The sequence below is a fragment of the Xanthomonas prunicola genome (genome assembly GCF_002846205.1).
Taxonomy (GTDB): domain Bacteria; phylum Pseudomonadota; class Gammaproteobacteria; order Xanthomonadales; family Xanthomonadaceae; genus Xanthomonas; species Xanthomonas prunicola.
The window spans coordinates 474,960-499,196 of record NZ_PHKV01000001.1 but is presented as its reverse complement, the minus strand read 5'-3'; the positions used below and the strand labels follow the sequence as shown (position 1 = coordinate 499,196).

Genomic DNA, 24,237 nt, shown 5'->3' with positions numbered 1-24,237 from the left:
TGGCTCAGCGCGTGGCGGCGGGGGGCGCCTGCGCGGTGGTTTCAATCAGTTGAACGGCGCCGATGGCATACAGCGGGCCGCGGATCGGCGCGGTGAAGCGCAGGCATAGATCGTGGACGCCGGTGCGTGCAGGCAGTGCGGTTTCCAGCGTGAATTGCTCGCCCAGGATGTCGCTGCGCGGCAGCTGCACGCTGGCGATCACGTCGCCATCGCAGCCCAGACGCACTTCCAGTTCACCGCCGCGCGTTTTGGCCGGGTACTGCACGACCTTGGATTGCTCATGCGCCAGACCAAAGTTATTGGGCAGGCGTGCGGCTTCGATGCGGATTGCGCCGATACCGTCCAGGCGCGCCTGCGGATACATGCGACAGGCATGGAACAGGTCGACGTTGTACACCGGCGTGTCGGCAGCGGTCATCTCCGGCAGTAGCGGCAGGCGCAACCCGAGCGCGCCGGTTTCGACGCAGTGCTGCAACCCTTGCGTATCCACCCGCAACAAGCCGGCGCGATCGAACGTATGGTGACGCGTGGCTGCCAGTGGCGTGCCGTTGGCATCGAACGCCGTGGCCTTGACCGTGGTCGGCAAGTGAATCGTAAACGGCGCGTTGTAGCGCGGCGATGCCGGCGTAGGCTCGCTGCCGTCGATGGTGTAGTGCAGCGTGCCCGTACCGGCCTGGGTGCTGAGTGCCACCTTGGCCGGGCCGCCGGCGAGCACCGGATTGGGGCCGTTTTCCAGAGCGATATCGGCGGCAAATGCGCCGTCGCTGTAGTCGATGCCAAGCGCCTTGTAGCGCTGCAGCTGTGCCGGCATGCGCGCCAAGAAGCTGTTCCAGTTGCGTGCTGCCGGTGGCGACCAGGTCACTTCCGCCACTGCAGACAGACGCGGGAACAGTGCGTGATCCACGTGCCAGCGCGAGGGAATGTATTCGGACCACAACGCGCCTTGTGCGCCCAGCACGTGCCTGGCCTGTTCGGCGCTGAGCTCGGCCGGCACCGGGTCGAATGCGTAGACCTTGGACAGCGGCAACACCGTCAGGCGACCGTTCGGTTCGTCGCTGCGTGTGGTCTGCAGATTGTCCAGATACAGCCAGTCGCCGGGCGCAAGCACCACATCGTGGCCTTGCTTGGCTGCAGTCACTGCTCCTTCGACGCCGCGCCATGACATGACCGATGCACTCGCCGGTACGCCGCCTTCCAGAATTTCATCCCAGCCGATCATGCGCCGGCCGTGCTTGGTGAGGTAGGCCGCAAGCTGTTCGTTGAACCAGCCCTGCATCGCATGCGCGTCCTTGATCCCGAGCTTGCGCATCTGTGCGCGCACTGCCGGCGAGGCTTCCCATTGATCCTTGACTGCTTCATCGCCGCCGATGTGGATGTAGGTCGACGGGAACAACGTCAGCACTTCATCCAGCACATTGGTGATGAAGGTCAGGCTGCGTTCGCTGGTGTTGAACAGGTACGGATTGACGCCCCAGTCAACGCCCACTTGCGTGCGTACGCGGGGGACGCCCACGTCTTCCGGATAGGCGGCAACCGCCGCCTGCGCATGCCCGGGCATGTCCAGTTCGGGCAGCACGGTGATGTGCAGGCGTGCCGCATACGCGACGATCTCGCTGATCTGTTCCTGCGTGTAGAAACCGCCATACCGCTGCGGCGTGCCGTGCTGGCCGCCACCGGGCGGAGTGCGCCATGCGCCCACCTCGGTGAGTTTGGGATAGCGCTTGATCTCGATACGCCAGCCCTGGTCGTCGGTGAGATGCCAATGCAGCACGTTGAGCTTGTGCAGGGCCATCGTGTCGAGCACATGCTTGACCGTATCCACATCATGAAAATGACGGGCCACATCCAGATGCTGGCCGCGCCAGCTGAAACGCGGCCAGTCGCGGATCGCCACCGACGGCAGCTGGATCTGGCCCTTGCGCGCATCCGGTGTCATCAATTGCCAGGCGCTGATCGCGCCGTACAGCAAGCCGGCACCATCGCGCGCGGCAATGCGCACGCCGTTGGCATCGACATCCAGGCTGTAACCTTCCTTGTGCGCCACTGGTGCCTGCGCGCTGCGTTCCAGGCGGATGCTGCCCGGCGATGCGCTGGTTTCGGCGCGCACTTCCAACCGCAGCCCGCGTGTGCGTTGCAGCAGATCGGCTAGATGTTCGGCACTGCGACGTGCATCGGCATCGCCAGGCACGATCGAGATCACCGTACCGGTGCCCACCGTGACGCTGCCGCTACCGCGCTTGACCTGGACTGCTGCAGGAATCAGCGGCAACGGTGCACTCGCGCTGACTGCTGTTGCAGCGCCAGCAGCGCCCGCCGTTGCGACGGCGGGCGAGGTGCCTGGCGCACGTCGTTCGCAGCCGCCCAGCGACGCTGCTGCGAACACGAGCGCAAGCAGGCGCGAGGCTAACGGCGCGACTGCTGTCAGGCGTGTGGTGGGTGCGGAGTTCGACATCATGCAATCACATCCCGATGTGGCGGCGGTACACGGCAGCCACGCACAGTAGCAAAGCCGTGTCGGAAGGCGCAGGGACTGGCGCACGCTTCGTCCCGGTGCGCAGCGTAGCGACTGCGTGGTAGAGCGGCCAATACAACGTCATCGGTCACTGCAAAACGAGCGCGGATAGCGCAGGAGCCGGGTGCAGTACATGCAGTCCGATTCCACTGCTAGCCGCGCCCGTAAAGTAGGTGCAGCGTTGCGTCATCTCGCTTAGAGCGGCGACCAAAACGTAGCGAGCAGTTGCCCGCTGGGCGTGGACGGCACGCTTAGAACCGGAATGTACGCGTGAGACACCCCGATTCCGAACACCGGCCGCACCCGGCTAGCGCGTGCGCAGTCGTGTTGCTGACTGCGCTTAGCGCTGCGCAGTCGGCAGTTCGTCCCACACCTTCGGGTCTTCGGCGCCCAGCACCCAGCAACTGAAACCTTCCAGCCCGTACTGCTTGGTCAGTTCGTAACGTGCCTTGAAGCTTCTAGCGTCAGGGCGGAACACCCACTCACGCATGTCGTCGCGGTAGAAGTAGAACCACGATTCCTGCTCGACCGGATCCCACTGCACGGTGGCGTTCTGTTCGATCGCCAGCGGGAAGGATTCGTCGGCATCGATGTAGGTTGCCGAAATATTCGACGCCTCGGTGCCGTCTTCCTTGACCGGATTGCCGGTGTACCAGCGGTAGCCGTAGGTGGCGATGCCCAGCGACAGCTTGTCCTTGGGCACCTGGGTGATGGCGTAATCCAGGTGCTTCTTCATCCACACCATGCCATCGACCGGGCCTGGCGTGGTCCAGCGCGTGTGCTGGTCGTAGGTCATCAGGCTGACCAGATCCACCGCCTGGCCCAGCGCCTTGAGGTCATATGCGCCGCGCCAGTATTCCCACATCCACTTGGAGAACTGACCGCCCTCGGCATAGCCCGATGCATTCGGCACCACGGCGACCGACATCTTGAAACCGGCTTTATGCAGCGCGTCGGCGGTCTGCTTGACCATCAGCGTGTAGGCGTCGCGGTCGGTCCAGGCGATGTTTTCAAAATCGAACTGGAAACCGTAGTACTTGTGCCGTTTGCCATGGATCAGCAGCGATTCGATCATGCGCTTCTTGGCGGCTTCGTCGTGCATCAGCTTGTGGAAGCCTTCGCGACCGGTCGTCATCGACAGGATCGGCATCACCCGCAGCTTGTGCTGTTTGGCGATGTCATACAGATACATGTTGGGGGTGCCGTTGACCAGGCCGTTCTGGTCCACGCCGTACCAGGTGGGCACCACCACATCGATCTTATCGACGTTGGCGATGAACGAGTTGGTCGATTTCTGCGTGTTCATCAGATAGAACAACGCAGTGGGATTCTTGGCCAGGGCCGGGGCGCAGGCAAATGCCAGCGCAAGCAATATCCAGGTCAATCGCTTACTCATGAAAGACAACATCCGTCAGGGAGTGGGGGAGGAAAGGTCGATGCGGAAGACGTAGGCGCTCTCGCCAACTGGCTTGACCGGCAACCGCAGATGCAGGCCATCGGCGCGTTGCTCGAACGGGATCTTCTTGCCGTTGGCCAGCAGGGTCACAGCGCGCACGCCATCGGCGGCGTTGAGCGAGCGGATCACTGCTTCGCCATGACTCGGCCAACCGAGTTCGATCGCATACAGCGCGCCATCGCGGGTGGTGAAGCGGAAATCTTCGGCTGTGTACGGCTTGGTCTTGACGTCCTGGAAGGTGCCGCCCACCACTTCAGTGGGGCCTTCGCCATACACGCGCCAGGGCTTGCTGTCGTAGATCGCGCTGCCGTTGGTCTTGAGCCAACGCCCGATCGAAAGCAGGATGCCGCGCTCGGTATCCGGAATCGAGCCATCCGCGCGCGGGCCGATGTTGAGCATCAGGTTGCCGTTCTTGGCCACCACGTCGGCCAGCATGTGGATGATGAAGGTCGGCGACTTGTAGGTGTCGTTTTCGATGTAACCCCACGACGCATTGCTCACCGAGGTGTCGGTCTGCCAATGGGTGGGATGGATGCCGGTGAGCTGACCGCGCTCGATATCCAGCGTGCCGGCACCTTCGGGAAATGCGCCGAGCTTGTAGTTCACCACCACGCCGCGATCGGCTTCGGTGCGCGCCGCGCCCTGGTTATAGTAATACGCCAGCATCGTCGGCAGGCTGCGACGGAAAGTGGGGTGCGCGATCCACCAATCGAAATAGATCAGGTCCGGCTGATAGGTGTCGATCAATTCGGTAGTGCGGGCCAACCAATCGTCCAGCCAGGCCTGCGATACCGGCGTCCAGTCGTTGGCCACATCAGCATCGTCCCTGCCCGGCAAACGCACTTGCGCCGGGCCGTACAGCGCGGCATAGCGCGGGTCGTTGACGTCCGAATCGAACGTGCGCCCGCCGTCGAAGAACCAGTTGTGTTCCGCGCGATGCGATGACAAGCCGAAGTGCAGCCCCTGCGCGCGAATCGCCTTGGACAACTCGCCCAACAGGTCGCGCTTGGGACCCATCTTCATCGCGGTCCAGTCGGACAACTTGGAGTCGTACAGCGCGAAGCCGTCATGGTGCTCGGCCACCGGCACCACATAGCGCGCGCCGGATTGCCGGAACAGCTTGGCCCAGCCATTCGGATCGAACTTGGGCGCGGTGAACTTGGGAATCAGATCCTTGTAGCCGGAGCTCGCCTGCGGTCCATAGGTGGCCACGTGATGGGCAAATTCCTTGGAGCCTTGCAGATACATGTTGCGCGAATACCACTCGCTGCCGAATGCCGGCACCGAGAACACGCCCCAATGGATGAAGATGCCGAACTTGGCGTTGTCGTACCACGCCGGCGATTGATAGGCCTTCAGCGCCGCCCAGTCGGGGCGGAACGGGCCCTTGCGTGCGCCGGCTTCGGCTTCGCGCACCAGACGCTCGCGTTCGGGCGCGTAGGCGGCGGTGGCATCGAGCCACTGCTGATCGATCGCTTCTGGGCTCAGCGTGGTGGCCGTCGGGGCGGTCGGCGATTGCGCCGCATTGACCTGGAGCGCCGGCAGCGCGAGCAGTAGAGCGAACGCAAGCATTCGACTCCTGGGTGCAGCTCCGGCGTGGCGGCGGGATGGAGCCGCGAACTGGCGGCTATCGGTCGTCATGGGAACTGCACTCCTGTAAGCGAAACGCATCGGTCATGTTGCGGCCGCGCGTGAATGGCAAAAGCAGACCTGGCCATGCTCCCTCAGCTGCGAAGGGGCGTGGCCAGTCCCACTCCTTGGTACAACGACGACCTGCCGCTGTTTACAGCGGACAGGTCAAAAAAAAGCGCGCCACCGTGGAGGGTCGGTGGCGCGCCGGTACTACATCAGAACTTGAAGTTCAGCTGGGCCTGGTAGCCACGACCGTTCTTGTAGAACGCCGTCGGGGTGTCCCTGGTTCCGCTGTACAAGCGGTAGGTGGAATCCAGCAGATTGGTGGCGCCGAAGGTGAGGCCCATGTAGTCGGTGATCTGATACGAGGCGGTCAAATCCAGCTGCTTGTAGCTGTCTGCGAAGTCTTCCGATCCCAGGCGTCCGATCTGGGTGAAGTACTTGGAGCGGTAGCTGTAGTTCACGCGCACCGTCCAGTCGCCGTGTTCCCAATACGGGATCACGTTGTAGGTATCGCGCGACAGGTAGGGCAGGTTCAAGCCCGAGCTCGCATCGGATTTGGCAAACGTGTAGTTCGCCTGCAATCCGAAGCCGAGGCCGAAGGTCTGCTGGTAGTTGATCGACGCACCCTTGACCTTGGCATCGGAGACGTTGATCGGCGAGGTCACCGTGTAGATACCGGAGTTGCCGCTGATCGGATCGGTCAACTGCTGCTGGCTGGTAGTGTTGACGATGTAGGAGCTGATGTCGCGATAGAACACTTCACCGGACAACATGCTCGACGGGGCGAAGTACCACTCGGCAGCCAGGTCGTAGTTGGTGGACTCGTACGGCTTCAGATCCGGGTTGCCGCCGCCGGCGGTGAGATTGCCGTTGGCGCTGTTGATGCTGAAGGTGCCCGCCAGATCGCCATAGCGTGGACGTGCGATGACCTTGGCAGCGGAGAAGCGCAGCACGGCATCGTCGGTGACGTCATAGGCGACGTTTAAGCTCGGCAGCGCCTTGCGGTAGTCGTTGTTCTCGGCCACGCGCGAGTAGTTGGTACCGCCATCGGCGGTCTGCCAATACAGCGATTTGTCACTGGTGTCGACCAGACGCACGCCCACGTTGCCGCGCCACTTGCCGGTCTCGTAGTTCAACTGGGTGTAGAAGTTGTGCGTGATCTCCTTCACCTCGAACGAGGAGCCGTAATCGGGACGATACGGGCCCTGCGGCTGCGACAGCAGATAGTTGCGGATCGAACTCAGGTTAGCGGTCGGCCAGGTGGTCAGGTCGCCACTTGCACCCAAACCGTCGTACAGGCCGCTCGGCGTGGTGCCCGGGTTGAACTGGGTCAGCGACACCGGATCTGTGGTGTTGATGCGGTTGCCGCGTGCGTCCACGCCATTGTTATGGTTGATGTACTTGTAGCCGAACAGCAGTTTGGTGAACGGGCCAACTGCCAGGTCGCGTGCTGCATCCCACTGGAAGTATTTCTCTTCGTCCTTGCTCTTCTGATAGAAGATGCCGCCGGCCTGCATGGCGCTGGCATCCTGCGAACCTGCAGCAAGGCCTGCCGGCGAGCCGGGCAGCGTCCAGTTCGATGCACCGCCATTGGCGTAATTCACTGCGGTGTGCGAGCCGTCGAAGGCGTAGTTATAGCCGCCATCGGTCATCAGGAACTTCATCAGGTATTCGGGATTCTTGCCGCCCGTTGCCTGGGTGTCGCCGACCTGTGTGGTGAACACCCACTTCTCACCCGACCAGTCGTGACGCAGGTTCAGGCTCTTGGTGGTCACGGTGCTTTCGCGATAGTTCGCATCCAGCTGTGCGTATGGCTGATCGTTGACGCCGCCGCGGGTGTTGTCCGATACCGTCGCCGAGGAGACAACGCCGTTCTCGACGTTGGCGCTGGTGATCTTCTGGATGTCGTTGTTACAGGCTGGGCAGACGTAACGCGATTCGCTGAAGTTGTTGTACTTGCCCTTGATGTAGATGCCGGTCAGATTGAATTCGTTCTGCTCGTCGGGCTTCCACTGCAACGCACCCTGCAGGCCGTTGCGCTCGCGGGTCTGCTGGAAGAAGGCGCTGTTGATACCGGCCGGCACGCGCGCGGTGGCCACATTGCTGCCGTCGCCGGTGATGGTGGCGGTGGGCGGAATGTTGGCGCCAGTGGTGTAGCCGAAGTATTCGATACCGGCGCGCGCCAGGTCCTGCTTGTCGTGCGTGGCAGAGATCAACGCACCGAAGGATTCGTCGTCGTTCTTCCAGCTCCACAGCGCCGAGGCGCGCGGATTGCCTTCTTCCGAGCGGTCGTTGTAGTTGTAGCCAACCGAGCCGCGGATGGTGTTCTTGGGCAGGTCCAGCGGCTTGCGGGTGTGCACGATCACGGTGCCGCCGATCGAGCCTTCGTCGATGCGCGCTTCGGGGGTCTTGTAGACCTCCATCAGGCCGATGATTTCCGGCGACAGCAGCGTGTAGTTGAACGTCCGGCCGCTGGTGTCGGTCGGGTTGCCACCCCAGTCGCCCGAGGCGATGGTCTGGCCATTGAGCAGGACGCGGTTCAATGCCGGGTCAGTGCCGTTGATGCTGACCTTTTCGCCTTCGCCGAACTGACGGTCGACGCTGATGCCCGGCAGATGCGCCAGCGATTCGGCCGCATTGGTGTCCGGGAACTTGCCGATGTCTTCGGCGCTGATCGCATCGACGATGGAGTTGGACGAGCGCTTGACCGCCTGGCTCTTCTCCAGCGACGCACGGTAGCCGGTGACGGTGATGGTATCCAGCTCGGTGGTGGCCGATGGCGCGCTGGCCGGGGCTTGTTGTTCTTGTCCGGCAGCCATTGCAGAGCCGGAGCAGTACAGAGCGGCGGTGATACAGAGTGCTAACGTCGTGGTGCGGCTGTGCATGGCTAAACCTCATTGGTTAGTGCTGTGAGCGCGTCGCCTTGATAGAGGCGTCACGCGCTCGGCGTGGCCGGCAAAACAACACGCCCTGACCGATCGCGATGATTCCGCTGGCACGCTTCTCCCGAAGCAGGTGCATGCGATTCGCTTGGTTAAGGAGGTGTCCCCCGTGTGGTGAAGCGGTGGAGCTAAACGCACATCAGTGAGTGGATACGTCTGGCGACGCACAACTCACGAATCTGGAATGCCGGACGAGGGAATGCCCGTTCTTGAGTACCGAACAGTCCATGGCCCCTCCTGCCAGAACCCCGATTTGAATCGAGTCTCGCGTAGCGCTGACAGCGTTGTCAACACATCGTCATAGATCTCTGATGTGGCTGCGATTGCGCTGCAATGCAGCATTTCCAGGGGGCGCGCTTCGTTCTGGCTGCAACGTCTGCGCAATGCTCTTTGCGAGCGCGACTGCTACCATCGTTGCGTTCTATCGTAAACACGGTAGAAGCACCTGTTCGCTCTGAAATTGTGCGGGAATCGCCGTTGCGCATGCGGATTTTTGGCGAATTCTGCGTGGCGCCGCATTCCGGCCAAATCGCAATTGCCACAGTTGCGTTACAGGGCAATTGCTGACAACGTTGTCTACCCCGTTTGCCGTTCGTCGGCCAACGGGTGACGACGCCAGCCGCCGCCACAGATCAGGAGAATGCGTGAGCGCAAGCAGTCCAATGGAAGCGGTGGCCTTTCCGCGCCCCGAAACCTTCGTTGCCGCCGATGTGGGCGGGACGCACGTGCGCCTGGCGCTGGTGTGCGAAAGCAATGACGCAGGCAGGCCGGTCACTGTGCTGGACTATCGCAAGTACCGCTGTGCCGAGTACCCGGGCCTTGCCGAGATCATGGCCGCATTCTTCGCCGAGGTCGGGTGCGCGCCGGTGCGCCGCGGTGTGATTGCCAGCGCCGGCTACGCATTGGAAGACGGCAGTGTGATCACCGCCAATTTGCCCTGGGTACTGGCGCCCGAGCAGATTCGCTGCCAGCTGGGCATGCAGGCCTTGCATCTGGTCAATGATTTCGAAGCAGTCGCCTATGCGGCCAACTACATGATCGGCAATCAGGTCATGCAGTTGTCCGGCCCCGCGCGAGGTGCCGCGGGCCCGGCGTTGGTGCTTGGTCCGGGGACCGGGCTGGGCGCGGCGCTGTGGATACCCAACGGTGCCCATCCGGTAGTGCTGCCGACCGAAGCCGGCCACGCGGCACTGGCGCCTGCCAGCGATCTGGAAGTGGCCCTGCTGCAGGAACTGCGGCGCACCCGTACCCACGTGGGTACCGAGACGCTGTTGTCCGGCCCGGGCCTGTTGAATTTGTATACCGCGCTGGCCGCCTTGCGGGGAGACACCGCGGTGCACGCTAGCCCAGCCGATGTCACTGCCGCCGCATTGGCCGGCAACGATGCACTGGCGCACGACGCCTTGCAGGCATTCTGCGGGTTCATGGGCAGCGTGGTCGGCGACCTGATGCTGCTGTACGGTGTGCGCAGCGGCGTCTATCTGGCTGGCGGCTTCCTGCCGCAGATCGCCAGCTTTATTGCCGACAGCGATTTCGTCGCACGCCTGCTCGACAAGGGTGCGTTGCGTCCGGCGCTGGAACAGGTGCCGGTGAGCATCGTCGAGCACGGCCAGCTCGGCGTCATTGGTGCAGCCAGCTGGTTTCTGCAACGCGACCGCTGACGCCCGGATCGCGATCATGTCGTAGGAGCGCCCTGGGGCGCGATGAGGCTCTACCAAGAGCGCTACATTGCCGCTAGGGTCGCTCCTGCGTGTCGTGCTTGGGAGGCCATGCAAGTTCGCTGGTGTTGGCCTCTTTCTTGGGCGCCGACCGCCTGCGTTCTCCGCCGCGGCTTGTGACAAAGCCACTCGGCGGACTTGGTGATGCCGAATCGCGCGCCAGCGCGCTCCTGCGCGTCTTGCCGCTCGTCAGGGATGACCGCTTAGCGCCTGGCTCGCCCTGCACCACAACGATCTGTGCCCCATCAATCGCGATGTCCTTACAGATCCCCGAATCGCGACTGCAGCGCCGCGATGGCCGCGAGGCCGGCGGTTTCCGTGCGCAGGATGCGCGGCCCCAATTGCAGGCCAGTAAAGCCCGCATCGGCAAGCAGGGCGCGATCGCGTGGCGACCAGCCACCTTCCGGCCCGATCGCCACGACGATGTGTTGCTGGACGCTCGATGCCAGCGTGCCCAGGCGATGCTCGCCCTGCGGGTCCAGGGTCAGCCGTAGCGCATGCGTATCGCTGGCCTGCGCTGCCTCTTGCAGGCCGAGCGGTGCGGCGACAGTGGGAATGCGGGCGCGGCCAGACTGCTCGCAGGCCGACACCACCACGCTGCGCCAATGGGCAATGCGCTTTTCCGTGCGCGTCGCATCGAGCTTCACCTCGGTGCGCTCGGCAATCACCGGCACGATCGCTGCAACGCCCAATTCGGTGGCTTTCTGCAGGATCAGATCCATCTTCTCGCCGCGTGCGATGCCTTGCATCAAGGTGATCCGCAGCGGCGATTCGTTGGAGAGCGGCGCTGCGCGCTCGACTCGCGCACGTGCGTCGCGCTTGCCAGCCACAGTGATGCGCGCGTGGTAATCGCTGCCGTCGCCGTTGAACAGGATGCAGGCATCGCCCTCGCGCAGCCGCAGTACCCGCAGCAGATGGTTGGCCGATTCTTCGGGTAGGGCCACTTCCTGGTCGCAGTGCAGCGGCAACGCGACATGTGAGCGGGTCAGGCGCATGCAACGGCCTCGGCGATGGCGTGGCGGGTGGTGTCGGCCAACAACGCAAGTTGCGCCTCGTCCACGCAATACGGCGGCATCCAGTACAGCACGTCGCCGAGCGGGCGCAGTACCACACCTTTCTCTAGCGCCGCGCGATACGCCTTCAGACCGACGCGTGCGGCAGGCGCAAACGGCGTGCGCTTGTCGCCGCCCTGGGTCAGCTCGAATGCCACGATCATGCCTGCCTGGCGCACGTCCGCCACGGCCGGGTGTTCGCCGATCTGCGCAGCGAGCTCACTCATGCGCGTGGCGATGGGTTGGTTACGCGCAACCACGTCGTCGTCAGCGAAGATCTTCAACGTCGCCAGCGCCGCCGCACATGCCAGCGGATTGCCGGTGTAGCTGTGCGAATGCAGGAACGCACGCTCGCGCGAATCGTCCAGAAAGACGTCGTATAACTGCTGCGTGGCCAATACCGCCGACAGCGGCAGGAAGCCGCCGGTCAGACCCTTCGACAGGCACAGCAGATCAGGCATTACGCCGGCCTGTTCGCAGGCGAACAGGGTGCCGGTGCGGCCGAAGCCGACGGCGATTTCGTCGGCGATCAAGAACGCGCCATGGGCATCGCATAGCTCGCGTGCGCGCCGCAGATACGCCGGGTGGTACATGCGCATGCCGCCCGCACACTGCACACGCGGCTCCAGAATCAGTGCGCAGATTTCGCCCGGCGATCGTTCGAACAACGCCTGCAGCGCATCGGCCGCCTGCAGTGCGTAGTCTTCGGCGCTCTGTCCGGGCGCGGCCAGATACGCATCGGGCGAGGGTGCGAACATCGACTCCAGCAAGAGCGGCGCATACACGCGCCGGTATAGCGGAATATCGCCAACCGACAGCGCGCCGATGGTTTCGCCGTGGTAACCGTTCTCCAGCGCAATGAAGCGTGTGCGCCGGTGCTCGCCACGATTGTGGAAGTAGTGGAATGCCATCTTCAGCGCCACTTCCACGCCGGCCGATCCGTTGTCGGCATAGAACACCTTGGACAACGGCGCGCGCCCGGCCTGGCGTGGTGCGATTGCGAGGAGCTGCTCGGCCAGTTGCACGGCTGGCGTATGCGTGAAGCCGGCCAGCATCACCTGCTCCAGTTCGCCGGCCTGGCGCGCGATGGCTGCGCCGATGCGTGGTTCGGTATGGCCGAACAGGTTGGTCCACCAGCTGCTGACCGCATCCAGATAGCGGCGGCCGTCGTGACCAACCAGCCACGTGCCTTCGCCGCGCGCGATTGGCACCAGCGGCAGTGTGTGCGGGTGCTCGCGCATCTGCGTGCAGGGGTGCCACACCACAGCAAGATCGCGTTGCCGCCAATGTTCGGCAGTTTGTGCGGCTGCAGGGTCTGCTAGGATTTCGGGTTCATGGACATGTCGATGCATCTGCCTATTCTATCGGCCCGCTTTGCGGCTGCGTGCGACGCATGAGCTCGCGCCTGCCGACCATCCACAAGATCACCGATCTGGGCGACGGGCCGTTCCGTCGTCAGCAGCTGGATCTGGAATTTTCCAACGGGCAGCGCCGCATCTACGAACGTCAACTCAGCCAGGGCCACGGGGCCGTGGTGGTGGTGCCGATGCTCGATGCGCACACCGTGCTGCTGGTGCGCGAATATGCCGCCGGCGTACATCGCTACGAGTTGGGTCTGGTCAAGGGCCGCATCGATGCCGGCGAAACGCCCGAGCAAGCCGCCGACCGCGAGCTCAAGGAAGAAGCCGGCTACGGCGCGCGCCAGGTCCAGGTGCTGCGCGCGATGACGCTCGCTCCTACTTATATGAGTCACCAATCCTGGTTGGTGCTGGCACGCGACCTCTACCCCGAGCGCCTGGTCGGCGACGAGCCGGAAGAGATGGACGTGGTGCCGTGGCCGATCGCACGCCTGGACGAATTGATGCTGCGCGAAGATTTCTCCGAAGGCCGCTCGCTGGCCGCCCTGTTCATTGCGCGCGAGTGGCTGGAGCGCAACCCATGATCCGCATCCCGATGGAACTGCGCGAAACCGTGATCGCCATCGCGCGCGATGCCGGCGCCGCAATCATGGAGGTCTACGCGCAGGACTTCGCGGTGGAGATCAAGGACGACGCCAGCCCGCTGACCCAGGCCGACCTGGCTGCCAACCGCGTCATCGTCGAAGGCCTGCGCCGGGTCACGCCGGATGTACCGGTGCTCTCGGAAGAATCCGCGCACGTGGCCTGGGAAGAACGCCAGTACTGGACCAGCTACTGGCTGGTCGATCCGCTCGATGGCACCCGCGAGTTCGTCAAGCGCAATGGCGAGTTCAGCGTCAACATCGCACTCATCCATATGGGTGCGCCGGTGCTCGGGGTGGTGCAGGCACCGGTCGACGGGCGGGTGTGGTATGCCGCGCGCGGCGACAACGCATTCCGCCGCGATGGCGACCGCGACGAGATGCTGCACACGCGCACCCCTGCGGCCACGCCGTTGCGGGTCGCTGCCAGCCGCTCGCACCGCGACGCGCGCACCGCCGCCGCGCTGGAGCGCATGGGCGAGATCGACGTGGTTGCGCAAGGTTCGTCGTTGAAATTCTGCCGCATCGCCGAAGGCAGCCTGGACGTGTATCCACGCTTCGGCCCCACCTCCGAGTGGGACACCGCCGCCGGCCAGTGCGTGCTGCATGCGGCCGGTGGCATGTTGCTGGCCGGCGCCAGCGGCAAACCGTTCCGCTACAACCGCCGCGACACCTTGCTCAACGGCGACTTCATCGCACTCGGCGATCCCAATCTGCCCTGGCGCGATTGGCTGGCGTGAGCGGCGTGCGCGGCGTGCGCGAAGGGCGCGCCGCCGTCGCGACGGCCTGGCTGGGCAAGGTCCTGACGAACTGAAAGGTACACTGCGTACCCGCACGCGGCAGCGCGCCGCTGCAGTGTGCGATGGCCGTCTATGTCGCCTGCGACATGCCGCCGCTAGAGCACGCATTCTTAAAGGTTTCAGGAACACACGATGTCTCAGACCCCGCCCACCGGCGACATTCAGCAACTGCTGCAGTTGATGGGGCGCCTGCGCGATCGCGAACACGGCTGCCCCTGGGATGTGCAGCAGACCTTTGCCAGCATCGCGCCGTACACCATCGAAGAAGCCTACGAAGTGGCCGATGCGATCGACCGCAACGACTTGGCTGGCCTGCGCGACGAGTTGGGCGACCTGTTGCTGCAGGTGGTCTTTCATTCGCAAATGGCGGCCGAGCAGGGGGCGTTCGGCTTCGCCGATGTAGTCGCCACGCTCAGCGACAAACTGGTGCGTCGCCACCCGCATGTGTTCGCTGCGCAACAGGCGCCCGATGCACAGGCGGTGAGCGCCAACTGGGAGCAGATCAAGCGCGAAGAACGTCGCGCTGCCGGCAACCAGGACGACTCCGCACTCGCCGGCATCGCGCGCGGACTGCCCGAATGGCAGCGCTCCACCAAACTGCAGTCGCGTGCGGCACGAGTCGGTTTCGATTGGCCCGGCCCGATGCCGGTGCTGGAAAAACTGCAGGAAGAAATCGAAGAACTGCGAGTGGAATTCGCACGTGGCCCGGTGGCCGACAACCAGGCCCGGCTGGAAGACGAACTGGGCGATGTGTTGTTCGTCTGCGCCAATCTGGCCCGGCATGCCAAGGTCGATGTTGGCGCCGCGCTGCGGCACGCCAACCTCAAATTCGAACGTCGCTTCCGTGCGATGGAAGCGCAGGCACATGCGGCCGGCACCGCGTTGAACGCGTTGTCGCTGAGCGAGCAGGAAGCATTGTGGCAACAGGTCAAGCGTGGCGAGCGCAGTAGCGCTATGCCGGCTAGCGACAGTCCGGCCATCGCCGGTTCCGCGAGCGATGCACCGGCCTCGCACACGTCGGTTCCCGTCGCACCCTCCGTGCACGACCCTGGCTCCAGTAACCCGGTAGTTGTCGGGCAAGCTGCCCACAGCGCAGACGGGAAGCAATCCGGCCTCGACAGCTCGGACTGCGACACGCCACATCCCGCATGAACATCGCGCCGGCCACGCTGCTGCTGTTCGCCGCCACGGCGCTCGCCGAGCTGGTCGGTTGCTACCTTCCTTATCTATGGCTGCGCAAAGGTGGCAGCGTGTGGCTGCTTCTGCCCACCGCGCTGAGCCTTGCCATCTTCGTGTGGTTGTTGAGCTTGCATCCAGAAGCGAGCGGTCGCGTGTATGCGGCCTATGGCGGCGTCTATATCGCCAGCGCGCTGCTGTGGTTGTGGTGGGTGGATGGCGTGACGCCGACACGCTGGGATCTGCTCGGCGCCGCCTGTTGCCTGTTCGGCATGGCGATCATCATGTTCGCCCCACGTAGCGCCTGACTGCACTCGCGCAAACGCGCGCACGTTGCCGGTGTTGCCACAGCCGCCGCGGGCAGCAACTGCACCTGTCATGCAGGTGGCTGGCAATAGCACCGCGAGCGCTGAGGCATACTCGGGCAAGGATAGATCCACTACGCGCAAGGGGCTGCATATGTTTCCGACGTCATTTCTCGCCATCGTCGTGCTGGTTGCAGGCGTCATTGTCTTGTTCAAGACCGTCCGCATGGTGCCGCAAGGCTACCAGTGGACGGTAGAGCGCTTCGGCCGCTACACCCACACCATGAGCCCTGGGCTGCACTTTCTGGTGCCGGTGGTCTACGGCGTGGGCCGCAAGATCAACATGATGGAACAGGTGCTGGATGTGCCCAGCCAGGACGTCATCACCAAGGACAACGCGGTGGTGCGCGTGGACGGGGTGGTGTTCTTCCAGGTGCTGGATGCCGCCAAGGCCGCGTATGAAGTGTCCAATCTGGAGATCGCCTCGATTGCGCTGGTGCAGACCAATATCCGCACCGTGATCGGTTCGATGGATCTGGACGAATCGCTCAGCCAGCGCGAAACCATCAATGCGCAGTTGCTCAGCGTGGTCGATCAGGCCACCAACCCGTGGGGCATCAAGGTCACCCGCATCGAGATTCGCGACATCCAGCCGCCACGCGACCTGATCGACTCGATGGCGCGGCAGATGAAGGCCGAGCGCGAAAAGCGTGCGCAGATCCTCGAAGCGGAAGGTTCGCGTCAATCGGAAATCCTGCGCGCCGATGGCGAGAAGCAGGCCGCCGTGCTTGAGGCCGAAGGCCGCAAGGAAGCCGCCTTTCGCGATGCCGAAGCGCGCGAACGTCTGGCCGAGGCCGAGGCGCGCGCCACCCAGGTGGTGTCCGATGCGATCGCCAGCGGCAGTGTGCAGGCAATCAATTATTTCGTCGCACAGAAGTATGTGGAAGCGTTCAAGGCGCTGGCTACCGCGCCCAACCAGAAGTTCGTGCTGATGCCGATGGAGTCCAGCGGCATCATCGGCTCAATCGCCGGTATCGCCGAGTTGGCCAAGGAAGCGATCGGCAAGCCCGACGCACCTGCCGTGCGCGTGCCGCCGATACCACCGCGCGCAGGAGGCTGAGCCATGCGCTGGGATCTGGCGGTCTGGGCAGTGCTGGCGCTGTTGCTGATTGCGGCCGAGACCTTGGTGCCGGGTGCCTTCCTGTTGTGGATGGGGATCGCTGCCGCAGCGGTGTGCGTGTTGGTGCTGGTGTTGCCGGACATCGCGTTGCTGGTGCAGATCGTGGCCTTCGTGGTGCTCAGCTTCGTTTCGGTGCAGGTGTATCGCACCTGGTTTCGCGGCACGGGCCGCCAGAGCGATCGCCCGTTGCTCAATCGACGCGCTGAGCAGCTGATCGGCCGTCGCGTGCTGCTCGATCAGGCCATCCACGGTGGTCGCGGGCGCGCCAAGGTCGATGATGCGTTCTGGGTGGTCGCAGGTCCCGATCTGCCGGCCGGCACGCCGGTGCGCATCGTCGGTGTCGATGGCATGACCTTGCTGGTGCAGCCGGCCAGTTGATGGGCGCAGGCAGGGCGCGCGCTGCGCTGCCCAGGTACGCATTGTTGCAGCGCGGCGTAGCAGCGCGCTGCGTCGATGTCCTCGAATCAGCGTAACCGCGCTGCTGCGCGCACGCCGTTCCCCCAAGCGCGGCAAGACGGCGATAATGGGCGTCTTTCCTTGGACCGGCGCTCATGACCCAGAAGACCATCCTCAACGACACCCATCGTGCGCTCGGCGCCAAGATGGTCGACTTCGGCGGCTGGGACATGCCGATCCACTACGGCTCGCAGCTGGATGAGCACCACCAGGTGCGCCGCGACGCCGGCATGTTCGACGTCAGCCACATGACCGTGGTCGACCTGCACGGGGCGCGCGTGCGCGAGTTCCTCCGCTACCTGCTCGCCAACTCCGTGGACAAGCTCAAGGTCTCCGGCAAAGCGCTGTACACCTGCATGCTCAATCCGCAGGGCGGGGTGATCGACGACCTCATCGTCTATTACATGACCGACGACTTCTTCCGATTGGTGGTCAACGCCGCCACCCGCGAAAAGGATCTGCAGTGGATCGGCGAGCAGGCCGCACGCTTCGACGTGCGCGTGGAAGAGCGCAGCGACTTCGCGATGATCGCCGTGCAAGGCCCCAACGCACGTGCCAAGGTCATCGACCTGCTGGACCCGGCCGATACCGCAGCGGCGAGCAAGCTCGGCCGTTTCGCCGCGCTGCAGACGCGCTCGCGTGACGGCATCGACCTGTTTGTTGCGCGCACCGGCTACACCGGCGAAGACGGTTTCGAAATCGTATTGCCGCAGGATGCCGCCGTCGCGTTCTGGAATGCATTGCTCGCGCAGGGCGTCAAGCCGGCAGGTCTGGGCGCACGCGACACCTTGCGCCTGGAAGCGGGCATGAATCTTTACGGCCAGGACATGGACGATGCCGTCACCCCGTACGAGGCCGCGCTGGCCTGGACGATTGCCCTGGACGAAGGTCGCGACTTCATCGGTCGCAGTGTGCTCGAGTCGCAAAAGGCGCAGGGTGCACCGCGTCAGCTGATCGGTGTCGTCATGGATGAGAAGGGCGTGCTGCGGCATGGCCAGACCGTGCTCACCGCCAGTGGCGAAGGCGAGATTCTGTCGGGCACATTCTCGCCGACGCTCGGCAAGGCGATCGCCTTCGCGCGCGTACCGGCCGGTAGCATCGCGCAGCTGCGCGTGGACATCCGTGGCAAGCAGGTACCGTTGCGCGCGGTGAAGTTTCCGTTCGTGCGCGATGGTCAGGCGCAGCCCGGCGTACTCGGCGACTGAATTGTGCGGCGCCGTCCATTCCGCGCACGGTGCTGCTTCCGCGTCCGCATCACCCCCACCACACCGCCGCGTGCACCTGTCTTGTCGCGCGGTCTAAACTAGCCACCTATCCCCAACCCTCACCTTTCCCGGAGCACACCCATGAGCGAGATCCCAGGCGACCTCAAGTTCCTCAAATCCCACGAGTGGGCCCGCGTCGAAAGCAATGGCCGCGTGACCGTCGGTATTTCCGACCACGCGCAGGGCTTGCTGGGTGACCTGGTTTACGTCGAACTGCCGGGTGTCGGCGACACCGTGCAGGTCGGCAACGGCGCTGCGGTGGTGGAGTCGGTCAAGGCTGCCTCCGACGTCTACAGCCCGGTCAGCGGCACCGTCGTCGAGGTCAACAGCGCGTTGAGCGACAAGCCGGAAACCATCAACGAAGACGCCTATGGCGAAGGCTGGATCTTCGTCGTCGAGATCGACGACAAGGAGCAGCTCAACGACCTGCTGGACCCGGACGACTATGCCGAGCTGCTGGAAGACGACGAGCACTGATCTGGTTTCGTTGCCGCCGGCATCCGATGGCCGCTCTCAGAGCGGCCATTTTTTTTGGCGCGCTGTCGCCAGCGATGCGCGATCTCGGCGCGGCAATGCCACGCGCGCCGGCAGTGCGGTCTGAGATAAGGGCGCCTCGGTCGGTCTGTCGACGGCGATGCCGCTGGTCGAAACTCGATGCGGTACGCGAGTCGGCGGCAACGATCGAACTTGCATCCAGTGCTCGCCCATCTGCACACGCGCCGGATTTCTGACGTGAGTCGTTCGTGAGGGTCTGGCGTGCACTCGGTGAAAAATTTTCCGCGGCGTTGGCCGTCGCGATCCTCCGGCCACGCATGCGATGCATGCCGCAGTCGGTGCGCGTGGACGCATGCATGGCGATCTAAGCACGCAATAAGTTTGCGCATTTCTGCTCATGCGACGTCGGAAGTGCGACCGGTGGAAAAAAAATTTTCAGCTGGCGGACAGGCGGCAAGCAGTGCTGCCGCACCGGCTTGGCTACCGTGCCGTTGAAGCGCCCAAGCGATTGCCAAAGTGCACTGCTAAAAAAAAACAGCGGAAAAGAAGTGCTTTTTTGAAAACACTGTTGGGCGAACAGGCTTCTAGGTCGGGTGCGTACGCCGGCGCGCACGGTGTTTCGCTGCCTGGGATGCGGCACGCGGCGATGCTTGGCTAAAAAAAAAATGCAAAAGAGTGTTGACAGTAAAAAAAAGCGTGATTAGGTTTCGCCCAGCAGACATTGCTGCTGAAGAGAGTGAGCAGAATCGACATCGCGCCGACAAGCTTGTTCCGGATGTCCACCGAAGCGCCAACCACGGTGGAGTCGGGTCCGCTTCTCTCCAGGAAAGCAGTTGTCGTTCCGACTACGCACCCGTGTCGCCGCTCGATGCGGGTGTTTCTGTATCCGTTCCGTCGCGCATTACCTGCGGACGGTTCCCGACGACGGCATGCCGTCGTCGGGTTTGGTTCAACTGGGCGTTTCAACTCCATAGTTCACTGACGAGGAGCCAATTACATGGCCACTGCAAAAGCTGCGAAAAAGAAACCCACCGCCAAAAAGGCAGTGAAAAAGACTGCCGCCAAGAAGGCCGTCAAGAAGGTCGCCAAAAAGGCAACCGCTAAGAAGGCAGTGAAGAAGACTGCTGCCAAGAAGGCCGTCAAGAAGACTGCAAAGAAGGCAACCGCCAAGAAGGCAGTGAAGAAGACTGCAAAGAAGGCAACCAAGAAGACTGCCGCCAAGAAGGCAGTGAAGAAGACCGCAAAGAAGGCGACCAAGAAGACTGCCGCCAAGAAGGCAGTGAAGAAGACCGCCAAGAAAGCCGTCAAGAAGACCGCCAAAAAGGCAGTCGCGAAGAAGGCGACCAAGAAGTCCGCCACCAAGAAGACCGCTGCCAAGAAGCCGGTCGTAAAGAAGGTCGCCAAGAAGAAGCCGGCCGTTCGCAAGAAGAAGGCCGCTCCGGTCGCGCTGCCCGCAACCCCGGCACCGCTGATCTGATCTTGTAACACCCGATCGCCGTAACCATCGAGCTCTCTCCCCGACGCCCAGCGGGGAGGGAGCTTTTTTATGGGCCTGGCACTGGCGTGGTCGGTGCGGCGCGTGGCGTTGCTGGCCTGCAGGTGGCGTAGGTTCCGCCATCTGAGCGACGTCGCTCGTTCCACGTTCTCGGCACTGTGTCGCCAGTGGCATGCCGACCGGCAGCGCGGATGCGGACGCGCGATCGTTTGACCCTGCCGACCACAAATCCGACAGTTTTGCCGATGCCTTGGCGGGGCGGGGCGGGGCGGGGAGGCACGATGCGAGAAGACGGCGCGATGCAAAGCGCAACCGCTCGGTGCAGGTCCGCTTTGATGGAGGGCCGGCACTGCATCAGGTCGGAGGACAGAGGCCGTGCGGCGGACCAGGCTGAGAGACCCTTGCGCTGACGGTTAGAGTTTCTACTTCGGCGTGTCGAACAGGTCCGCTCAATCGTAGGACTCCTGGCAACGGGTTGCTTGCGGCGTCCAAAGAGCCCGAACGTGTTGATCATCCACAGGCTTGCGCTCCCGCGCCCAGCAGGTATGCCTTCCGCGAGCCGACCGCCGCGCATCGGGACATGCAGAAACAACAAAGGCGGCCGAAGCCGCCTTTGCCTGCAGTCACCGACGCGACGTCAGTGCAGCACTTCCACTCAGCGCGGTGATGCCACCGACTTGCCGGAAGACGCGCCCTTGCCAGCCGGGTCTGGCTTCTCTGCCAGCATGTTCTCGCTGCCGAAGTCGCCGTCCACATCGATGTCCAACCAACGCTTCGCCGGCAGGCCGAGTGCGCGGTCCAGGATGGTCGGCAGCATGCCCGAGGGCAGGCCACTTTCGCCGTTCCAGAGGATCGCAATTCCCAGATCGCGTTCTGGCAGCAGCGCAACCAGGCCGCGGTAGCCCTGCACCGCACCTGCATGGAACACCACTTGATGGCCAGCGTAATCGAACACACGCCAGCCCAGCGCGTAGCTCGCTGCATCCACACGCTCGTGGCGCCAGCCGGAACGCATTTCGCCCGGCGTGGAGATCAACGGCGCGTGCAGCGTTGCCAGCAGCGGAGCAGGCAGCACGTCGGTGCGATGACCGGTGTGTGCGAGCAGCCACTGCGCCATGTCGCTGGCGCTGGCGTTGACGCCCGCAGCCGGCGCCAGACGGTAGTAAGTCGGCTTGGGCGTCAGCGACACCCAGCCATTGCGGCTGCGCACGTGTGGGCGTGCCCAGTGCGGACTGGCCTGGATGCCGGCCAGACCCATGCTGGCATCGTTCATGCCCAGCGGCTTGAAAATGCGGCGTTCCACCGATTGCTCGTAGAAACTGCCCGATGCGGCGAACACCACATCGCCCACCAGGCTGAAGGCCACGTTCTGATACGCGTAGCAATCGCCCGGTGCGCAGCGCAGCGGCGCGGCCGCCAGCTTGTGGCTGAGCGAGTAGTAGTCGACGTTGGATTCGATATCGCGGTCGTAGGCATTACGAGTAAGGCCGACGCGATGGCTGAGCACTTCGGCAACGGTGAGCTGGCGGGTCGCGGCGCTATCGCTGAGCTGGAAGCCCGGCACGTAGTCGACCACCTTGCTGTCCCAGCGCAGCACGCCATCGTTGACCAGCAGGCCGGCCATGGTGCCGGCGAAGGCTTTGGACAGCGAAGCCAAACGAAACACGGTGTGGCCATCGACCGGCTGCGGATGATTGACGTCGGTGACGCCATAGCCGCGCGCGCTGAGCACCTTGCCACCCTGCACGATGGCCATCGCCATGCCGGGCACGCGGTTGCCATAGGTCAACTGGTCGGCCATCGATTCAAATGCCGCCACGTCGAAGCCGGCAGCAGGTGCCAACACTTGGTTGGCCGGCAGCGAGGTGCGATAGGGCAACGGTGCGGTGGGCGACTGCGCAACGGTGGCCGGCAGCAGCGCAGCGGCGGTAGGCGCGGGTGTCTGCGCGGTGGAAGAGAGGGCCAGAGGCAATAACGCCCCGAACAGCCCGATGGCCAACGGTCGGAACCGTCGGCGCGTGCGCATTTGTGTCATGGTTGTCCCGCCTGTTCCACTGCCTCCGGCGATTCTAGCGCCGCGCTTTGCAATAGCACAAACTGCCGGAAGATGAATGGGCATCATGTTGATCCTATTGATGATTTTAAGTTCAGAAATCGAGCATTCGAGGGTGGTCGCGGCATCGCTTTCCGTTGCTGCTGTGCACGGTGCAAGCGGCGTGCCTGGGCAGGGTGCATCTGGCTCGCAACGTGCTGGGCTTGCGCGCTGGTGGTGGTGCGTCGCATCGGCTAACTTGCGCGCTTCTTTCGCGGGTGCCGCCGCTGCCATGTCCTTGCCGTCGGGCCCGCTTGTGCGGGCAGCCGTTACACGATGACTCATTCCTCGACGCCGCAATCTGCGGCTGGCCGTTTCAGCGCGGCGCTGCGAAGCTCGCCGCCCTTGGCGTGGTCGTTTCTCTACTTTTTCTGCCTGCTCAGCGGTTACTACGTGTTGCGCCCGGTGCGCGAAGCGATGAGCGCCTCGGCCGATGTGGAAGCCATCTTCCCGACCGGCATGATTGCGTTCTTCTCCGCGCACGGCATGCCGCTCAAGGACTTCACGCTGCAGGTGCTGTTTACCTGTGCTTTCCTGATCATGGTGCTGCTGCAGCCGGTTTACGGCGCGCTTGTCAGCCGCTATCCGCGGCGGGTGTTCCTGCCGACGGTGTACGGCTTTTTCATCGCGACCCTGCTGCTGTTCTACGTGTTGTTCGACACGGGTGTGCCGGGCCGCGGCATGGCGTTTTTCTTGTGGGTGACCGTCTTCAACTTGTTTGCGGTGGCGGTGTTCTGGAGCTTCATGGCCGACGTCTTTAGCAATGCCCAAGCGCGTCGCTATTACGGGTATATCGGTGCGGCCGGCACCTTGGGCGCGTTTCTCGGGCCGATCCTCACCCGCACACTGGTTGAACGCATCGGCATTGCACATCTGATGTTGGTGTCGGCCGGATTCTTGGCCGTGTGCGTGGTCTGCGTGCTGCGTTTGCGGCTATGGGCGGTTGCGCACGAACAGGAGCGCCAGCTGAGCTCCGGCGAAGTGCCGATGGGCGGCGATGTACTCGGGGGCCTGAAACTCATCGTGCGCGAGCCGCTGTTGCGCTGGCTGGCCTTCATGGTGTTGTTCGGCGTGGGCGTCGGCACCTTGCTCTACAACGAGCAGGCAGCGCTGGTGCGGCGGATTTACACAGACGCAGCAGCGGCCACCGCCTATTACTCCAGCATCGACCTGGCGATCAATGCACTGGCGCTGGTACTGCAATTGCTGGTGACGCGTGCGCTGCTATCGCGCTTCGGCATCGCGCCGGCGTTGGTGATCCCGGGTGTGGCGATCATGCTGGGCTATGCGGTTTTGGCCGCGTCGCCATTGCCGATGATGCTTGCGATCGTGCAGGTGATTACCCGCTCCAGCGAATTCGCACTTGCAAAGCCCGCACGCGAGACGCTGTACACGCGGGTGGATCGCGAGTGGCGCTACAAGGCCGGTGCGGCGATCGACACGGTGGTCTATCGCGGTGGCGATCTCACCTTTGTCTGGGTCCACAAGCTGCTGTCTGCGTTCGGTTCCAGCGCGGTGTTCGGCATCGGTCTGCTCGTGGCGACCGGCATGACGGTCGGCGCGTTCGGCCTGTTGCGCGAAGCACGCAAGCTGCCTGCCGAGCGCGATGTGGGGACGGTAAAACGCGTTTCCGAATGAGCGCGGCCATGGCAACCGGCG

At 63.7% G+C, this 24,237-nt stretch carries 18 protein-coding genes and 1 other RNA gene; 10 read left to right on the top strand and 9 right to left on the bottom strand.

The features are described 5' to 3' along the window. Positions 1-4: 4 nt before the first annotated feature. The 5 genes from XpruCFBP8353_RS02310 to XpruCFBP8353_RS02290 all read right to left on the bottom strand — a co-directional run bounded on the left by XpruCFBP8353_RS02310 (position 5) and on the right by XpruCFBP8353_RS02290 (position 8,488). Positions 5-2,455, bottom strand: coding sequence for a family 20 glycosylhydrolase (locus XpruCFBP8353_RS02310; protein ID WP_162300924.1), 2,451 nt, complete (start codon positions 2,453-2,455; stop codon positions 5-7). Positions 2,456-2,714: 259 nt separating this feature from the next. Beyond that, a non-coding RNA gene (locus XpruCFBP8353_RS02305) (sX9 sRNA) lies at positions 2,715-2,791 on the bottom strand. A 61-nt stretch (positions 2,792-2,852) separates the two neighbouring features. Further along, the gene (locus tag XpruCFBP8353_RS02300) at positions 2,853-3,920 is read right to left on the bottom strand and encodes a glycosyl hydrolase family 18 protein (RefSeq protein ID WP_162300923.1); all 1,068 of its coding nucleotides are present in this window, start codon (positions 3,918-3,920) and stop codon (positions 2,853-2,855) included. Between the two features lie 3 nt (positions 3,921-3,923). Next, entirely contained in the window at positions 3,924-5,609 is a 1,686-nt protein-coding gene (locus XpruCFBP8353_RS02295; protein ID WP_101361745.1) for an alpha-L-fucosidase, read from the bottom strand. A gap of 206 nt (positions 5,610-5,815) precedes the next feature. Further along, the gene (locus XpruCFBP8353_RS02290) at positions 5,816-8,488 is read right to left on the bottom strand and encodes a TonB-dependent receptor (protein WP_101361744.1); all 2,673 of its coding nucleotides are present in this window, start codon (positions 8,486-8,488) and stop codon (positions 5,816-5,818) included. 701 nt (positions 8,489-9,189) lie between these two features. Between XpruCFBP8353_RS02290 and XpruCFBP8353_RS02280 the strand changes: the two genes are divergently transcribed. After that, a complete protein-coding gene (locus XpruCFBP8353_RS02280; protein WP_101361742.1) occupies positions 9,190-10,206 on the top strand; it encodes a glucokinase family protein in 1,017 nt (338 codons plus the stop codon). A gap of 317 nt (positions 10,207-10,523) precedes the next feature. Here XpruCFBP8353_RS02280 and XpruCFBP8353_RS02275 read toward each other — a convergent pair whose 3' ends face one another. Then, positions 10,524-11,258: a 16S rRNA (uracil(1498)-N(3))-methyltransferase gene (locus XpruCFBP8353_RS02275; protein WP_101361741.1), complete on the bottom strand. Its 735-nt coding sequence runs from the start codon at positions 11,256-11,258 to the stop codon at positions 10,524-10,526. After that, positions 11,249-12,667, bottom strand: coding sequence for an adenosylmethionine--8-amino-7-oxononanoate transaminase (gene bioA, locus XpruCFBP8353_RS02270; protein ID WP_101361740.1), 1,419 nt, complete (start codon positions 12,665-12,667; stop codon positions 11,249-11,251). The genes XpruCFBP8353_RS02275 and bioA overlap by 10 nt, the downstream gene beginning before the upstream one ends. Before the next feature lie 41 nt (positions 12,668-12,708). Here bioA and nudE point away from each other — a divergent pair, with 41 nt between their 5' ends. The 8 genes from nudE (at position 12,709) to gcvH (ending at position 18,973) form a co-directional block, all read left to right on the top strand. Continuing rightward, positions 12,709-13,257 (top strand): ADP compounds hydrolase NudE, encoded by a 549-nt coding sequence (gene nudE / locus XpruCFBP8353_RS02265; protein ID WP_162300922.1) that lies wholly within the window; start codon positions 12,709-12,711, stop codon positions 13,255-13,257. Beyond that, on the top strand, positions 13,254-14,054 hold the full coding sequence (gene cysQ, locus XpruCFBP8353_RS02260) for a 3'(2'),5'-bisphosphate nucleotidase CysQ (RefSeq protein ID WP_101361738.1): 801 nt from the start codon (positions 13,254-13,256) through the stop codon (positions 14,052-14,054). Before nudE ends, cysQ begins: the two co-directional genes overlap by 4 nt. Positions 14,055-14,246: 192 nt before the next feature. Continuing rightward, complete coding sequence (gene mazG, locus XpruCFBP8353_RS02255) at positions 14,247-15,266, top strand: nucleoside triphosphate pyrophosphohydrolase (RefSeq protein ID WP_101361737.1); 1,020 nt, start codon at positions 14,247-14,249, stop codon at positions 15,264-15,266. Next, positions 15,263-15,598: a YnfA family protein gene (locus XpruCFBP8353_RS02250; protein WP_101361736.1), complete on the top strand. Its 336-nt coding sequence runs from the start codon at positions 15,263-15,265 to the stop codon at positions 15,596-15,598. The genes mazG and XpruCFBP8353_RS02250 overlap by 4 nt, the downstream gene beginning before the upstream one ends. 151 nt (positions 15,599-15,749) lie before the next feature. Beyond that, the gene (locus XpruCFBP8353_RS02245) at positions 15,750-16,715 is read left to right on the top strand and encodes an SPFH domain-containing protein (protein ID WP_101361735.1); all 966 of its coding nucleotides are present in this window, start codon (positions 15,750-15,752) and stop codon (positions 16,713-16,715) included. 3 nt (positions 16,716-16,718) lie between these two features. Next, positions 16,719-17,153 carry an NfeD family protein gene (locus XpruCFBP8353_RS02240; protein WP_101361734.1) on the top strand — a complete coding sequence of 145 codons (435 nt, stop codon included), beginning with the start codon at positions 16,719-16,721 and terminating at the stop codon, positions 17,151-17,153. A 173-nt stretch (positions 17,154-17,326) separates the two neighbouring features. Beyond that, positions 17,327-18,436, top strand: a complete 1,110-nt coding sequence (gcvT, locus tag XpruCFBP8353_RS02235) for a glycine cleavage system aminomethyltransferase GcvT (protein ID WP_101361733.1) — start codon at positions 17,327-17,329, stop codon at positions 18,434-18,436. Between the two features lie 141 nt (positions 18,437-18,577). Beyond that, a complete protein-coding gene (gcvH, locus tag XpruCFBP8353_RS02230) occupies positions 18,578-18,973 on the top strand; it encodes a glycine cleavage system protein GcvH (protein WP_024710861.1) in 396 nt (131 codons plus the stop codon). Positions 18,974-19,984: 1,011 nt separating this feature from the next. Here the strand turns inward: gcvH and XpruCFBP8353_RS24200 are convergent. Together XpruCFBP8353_RS24200 and XpruCFBP8353_RS02220 are read right to left on the bottom strand one after the other, a co-directional pair. After that, positions 19,985-20,416 (bottom strand): hypothetical protein, encoded by a 432-nt coding sequence (locus XpruCFBP8353_RS24200; protein ID WP_243391054.1) that lies wholly within the window; start codon positions 20,414-20,416, stop codon positions 19,985-19,987. Positions 20,417-21,141: 725 nt separating this feature from the next. Then, positions 21,142-22,485, bottom strand: coding sequence for a serine hydrolase domain-containing protein (locus tag XpruCFBP8353_RS02220; RefSeq protein WP_207759585.1), 1,344 nt, complete (start codon positions 22,483-22,485; stop codon positions 21,142-21,144). 369 nt (positions 22,486-22,854) lie between these two features. Here XpruCFBP8353_RS02220 and XpruCFBP8353_RS02215 point away from each other — a divergent pair, with 369 nt between their 5' ends. After that, on the top strand, positions 22,855-24,216 hold the full coding sequence (locus XpruCFBP8353_RS02215; protein ID WP_101361730.1) for an NTP/NDP exchange transporter: 1,362 nt from the start codon (positions 22,855-22,857) through the stop codon (positions 24,214-24,216). Positions 24,217-24,237 lie beyond the last annotated feature (21 nt).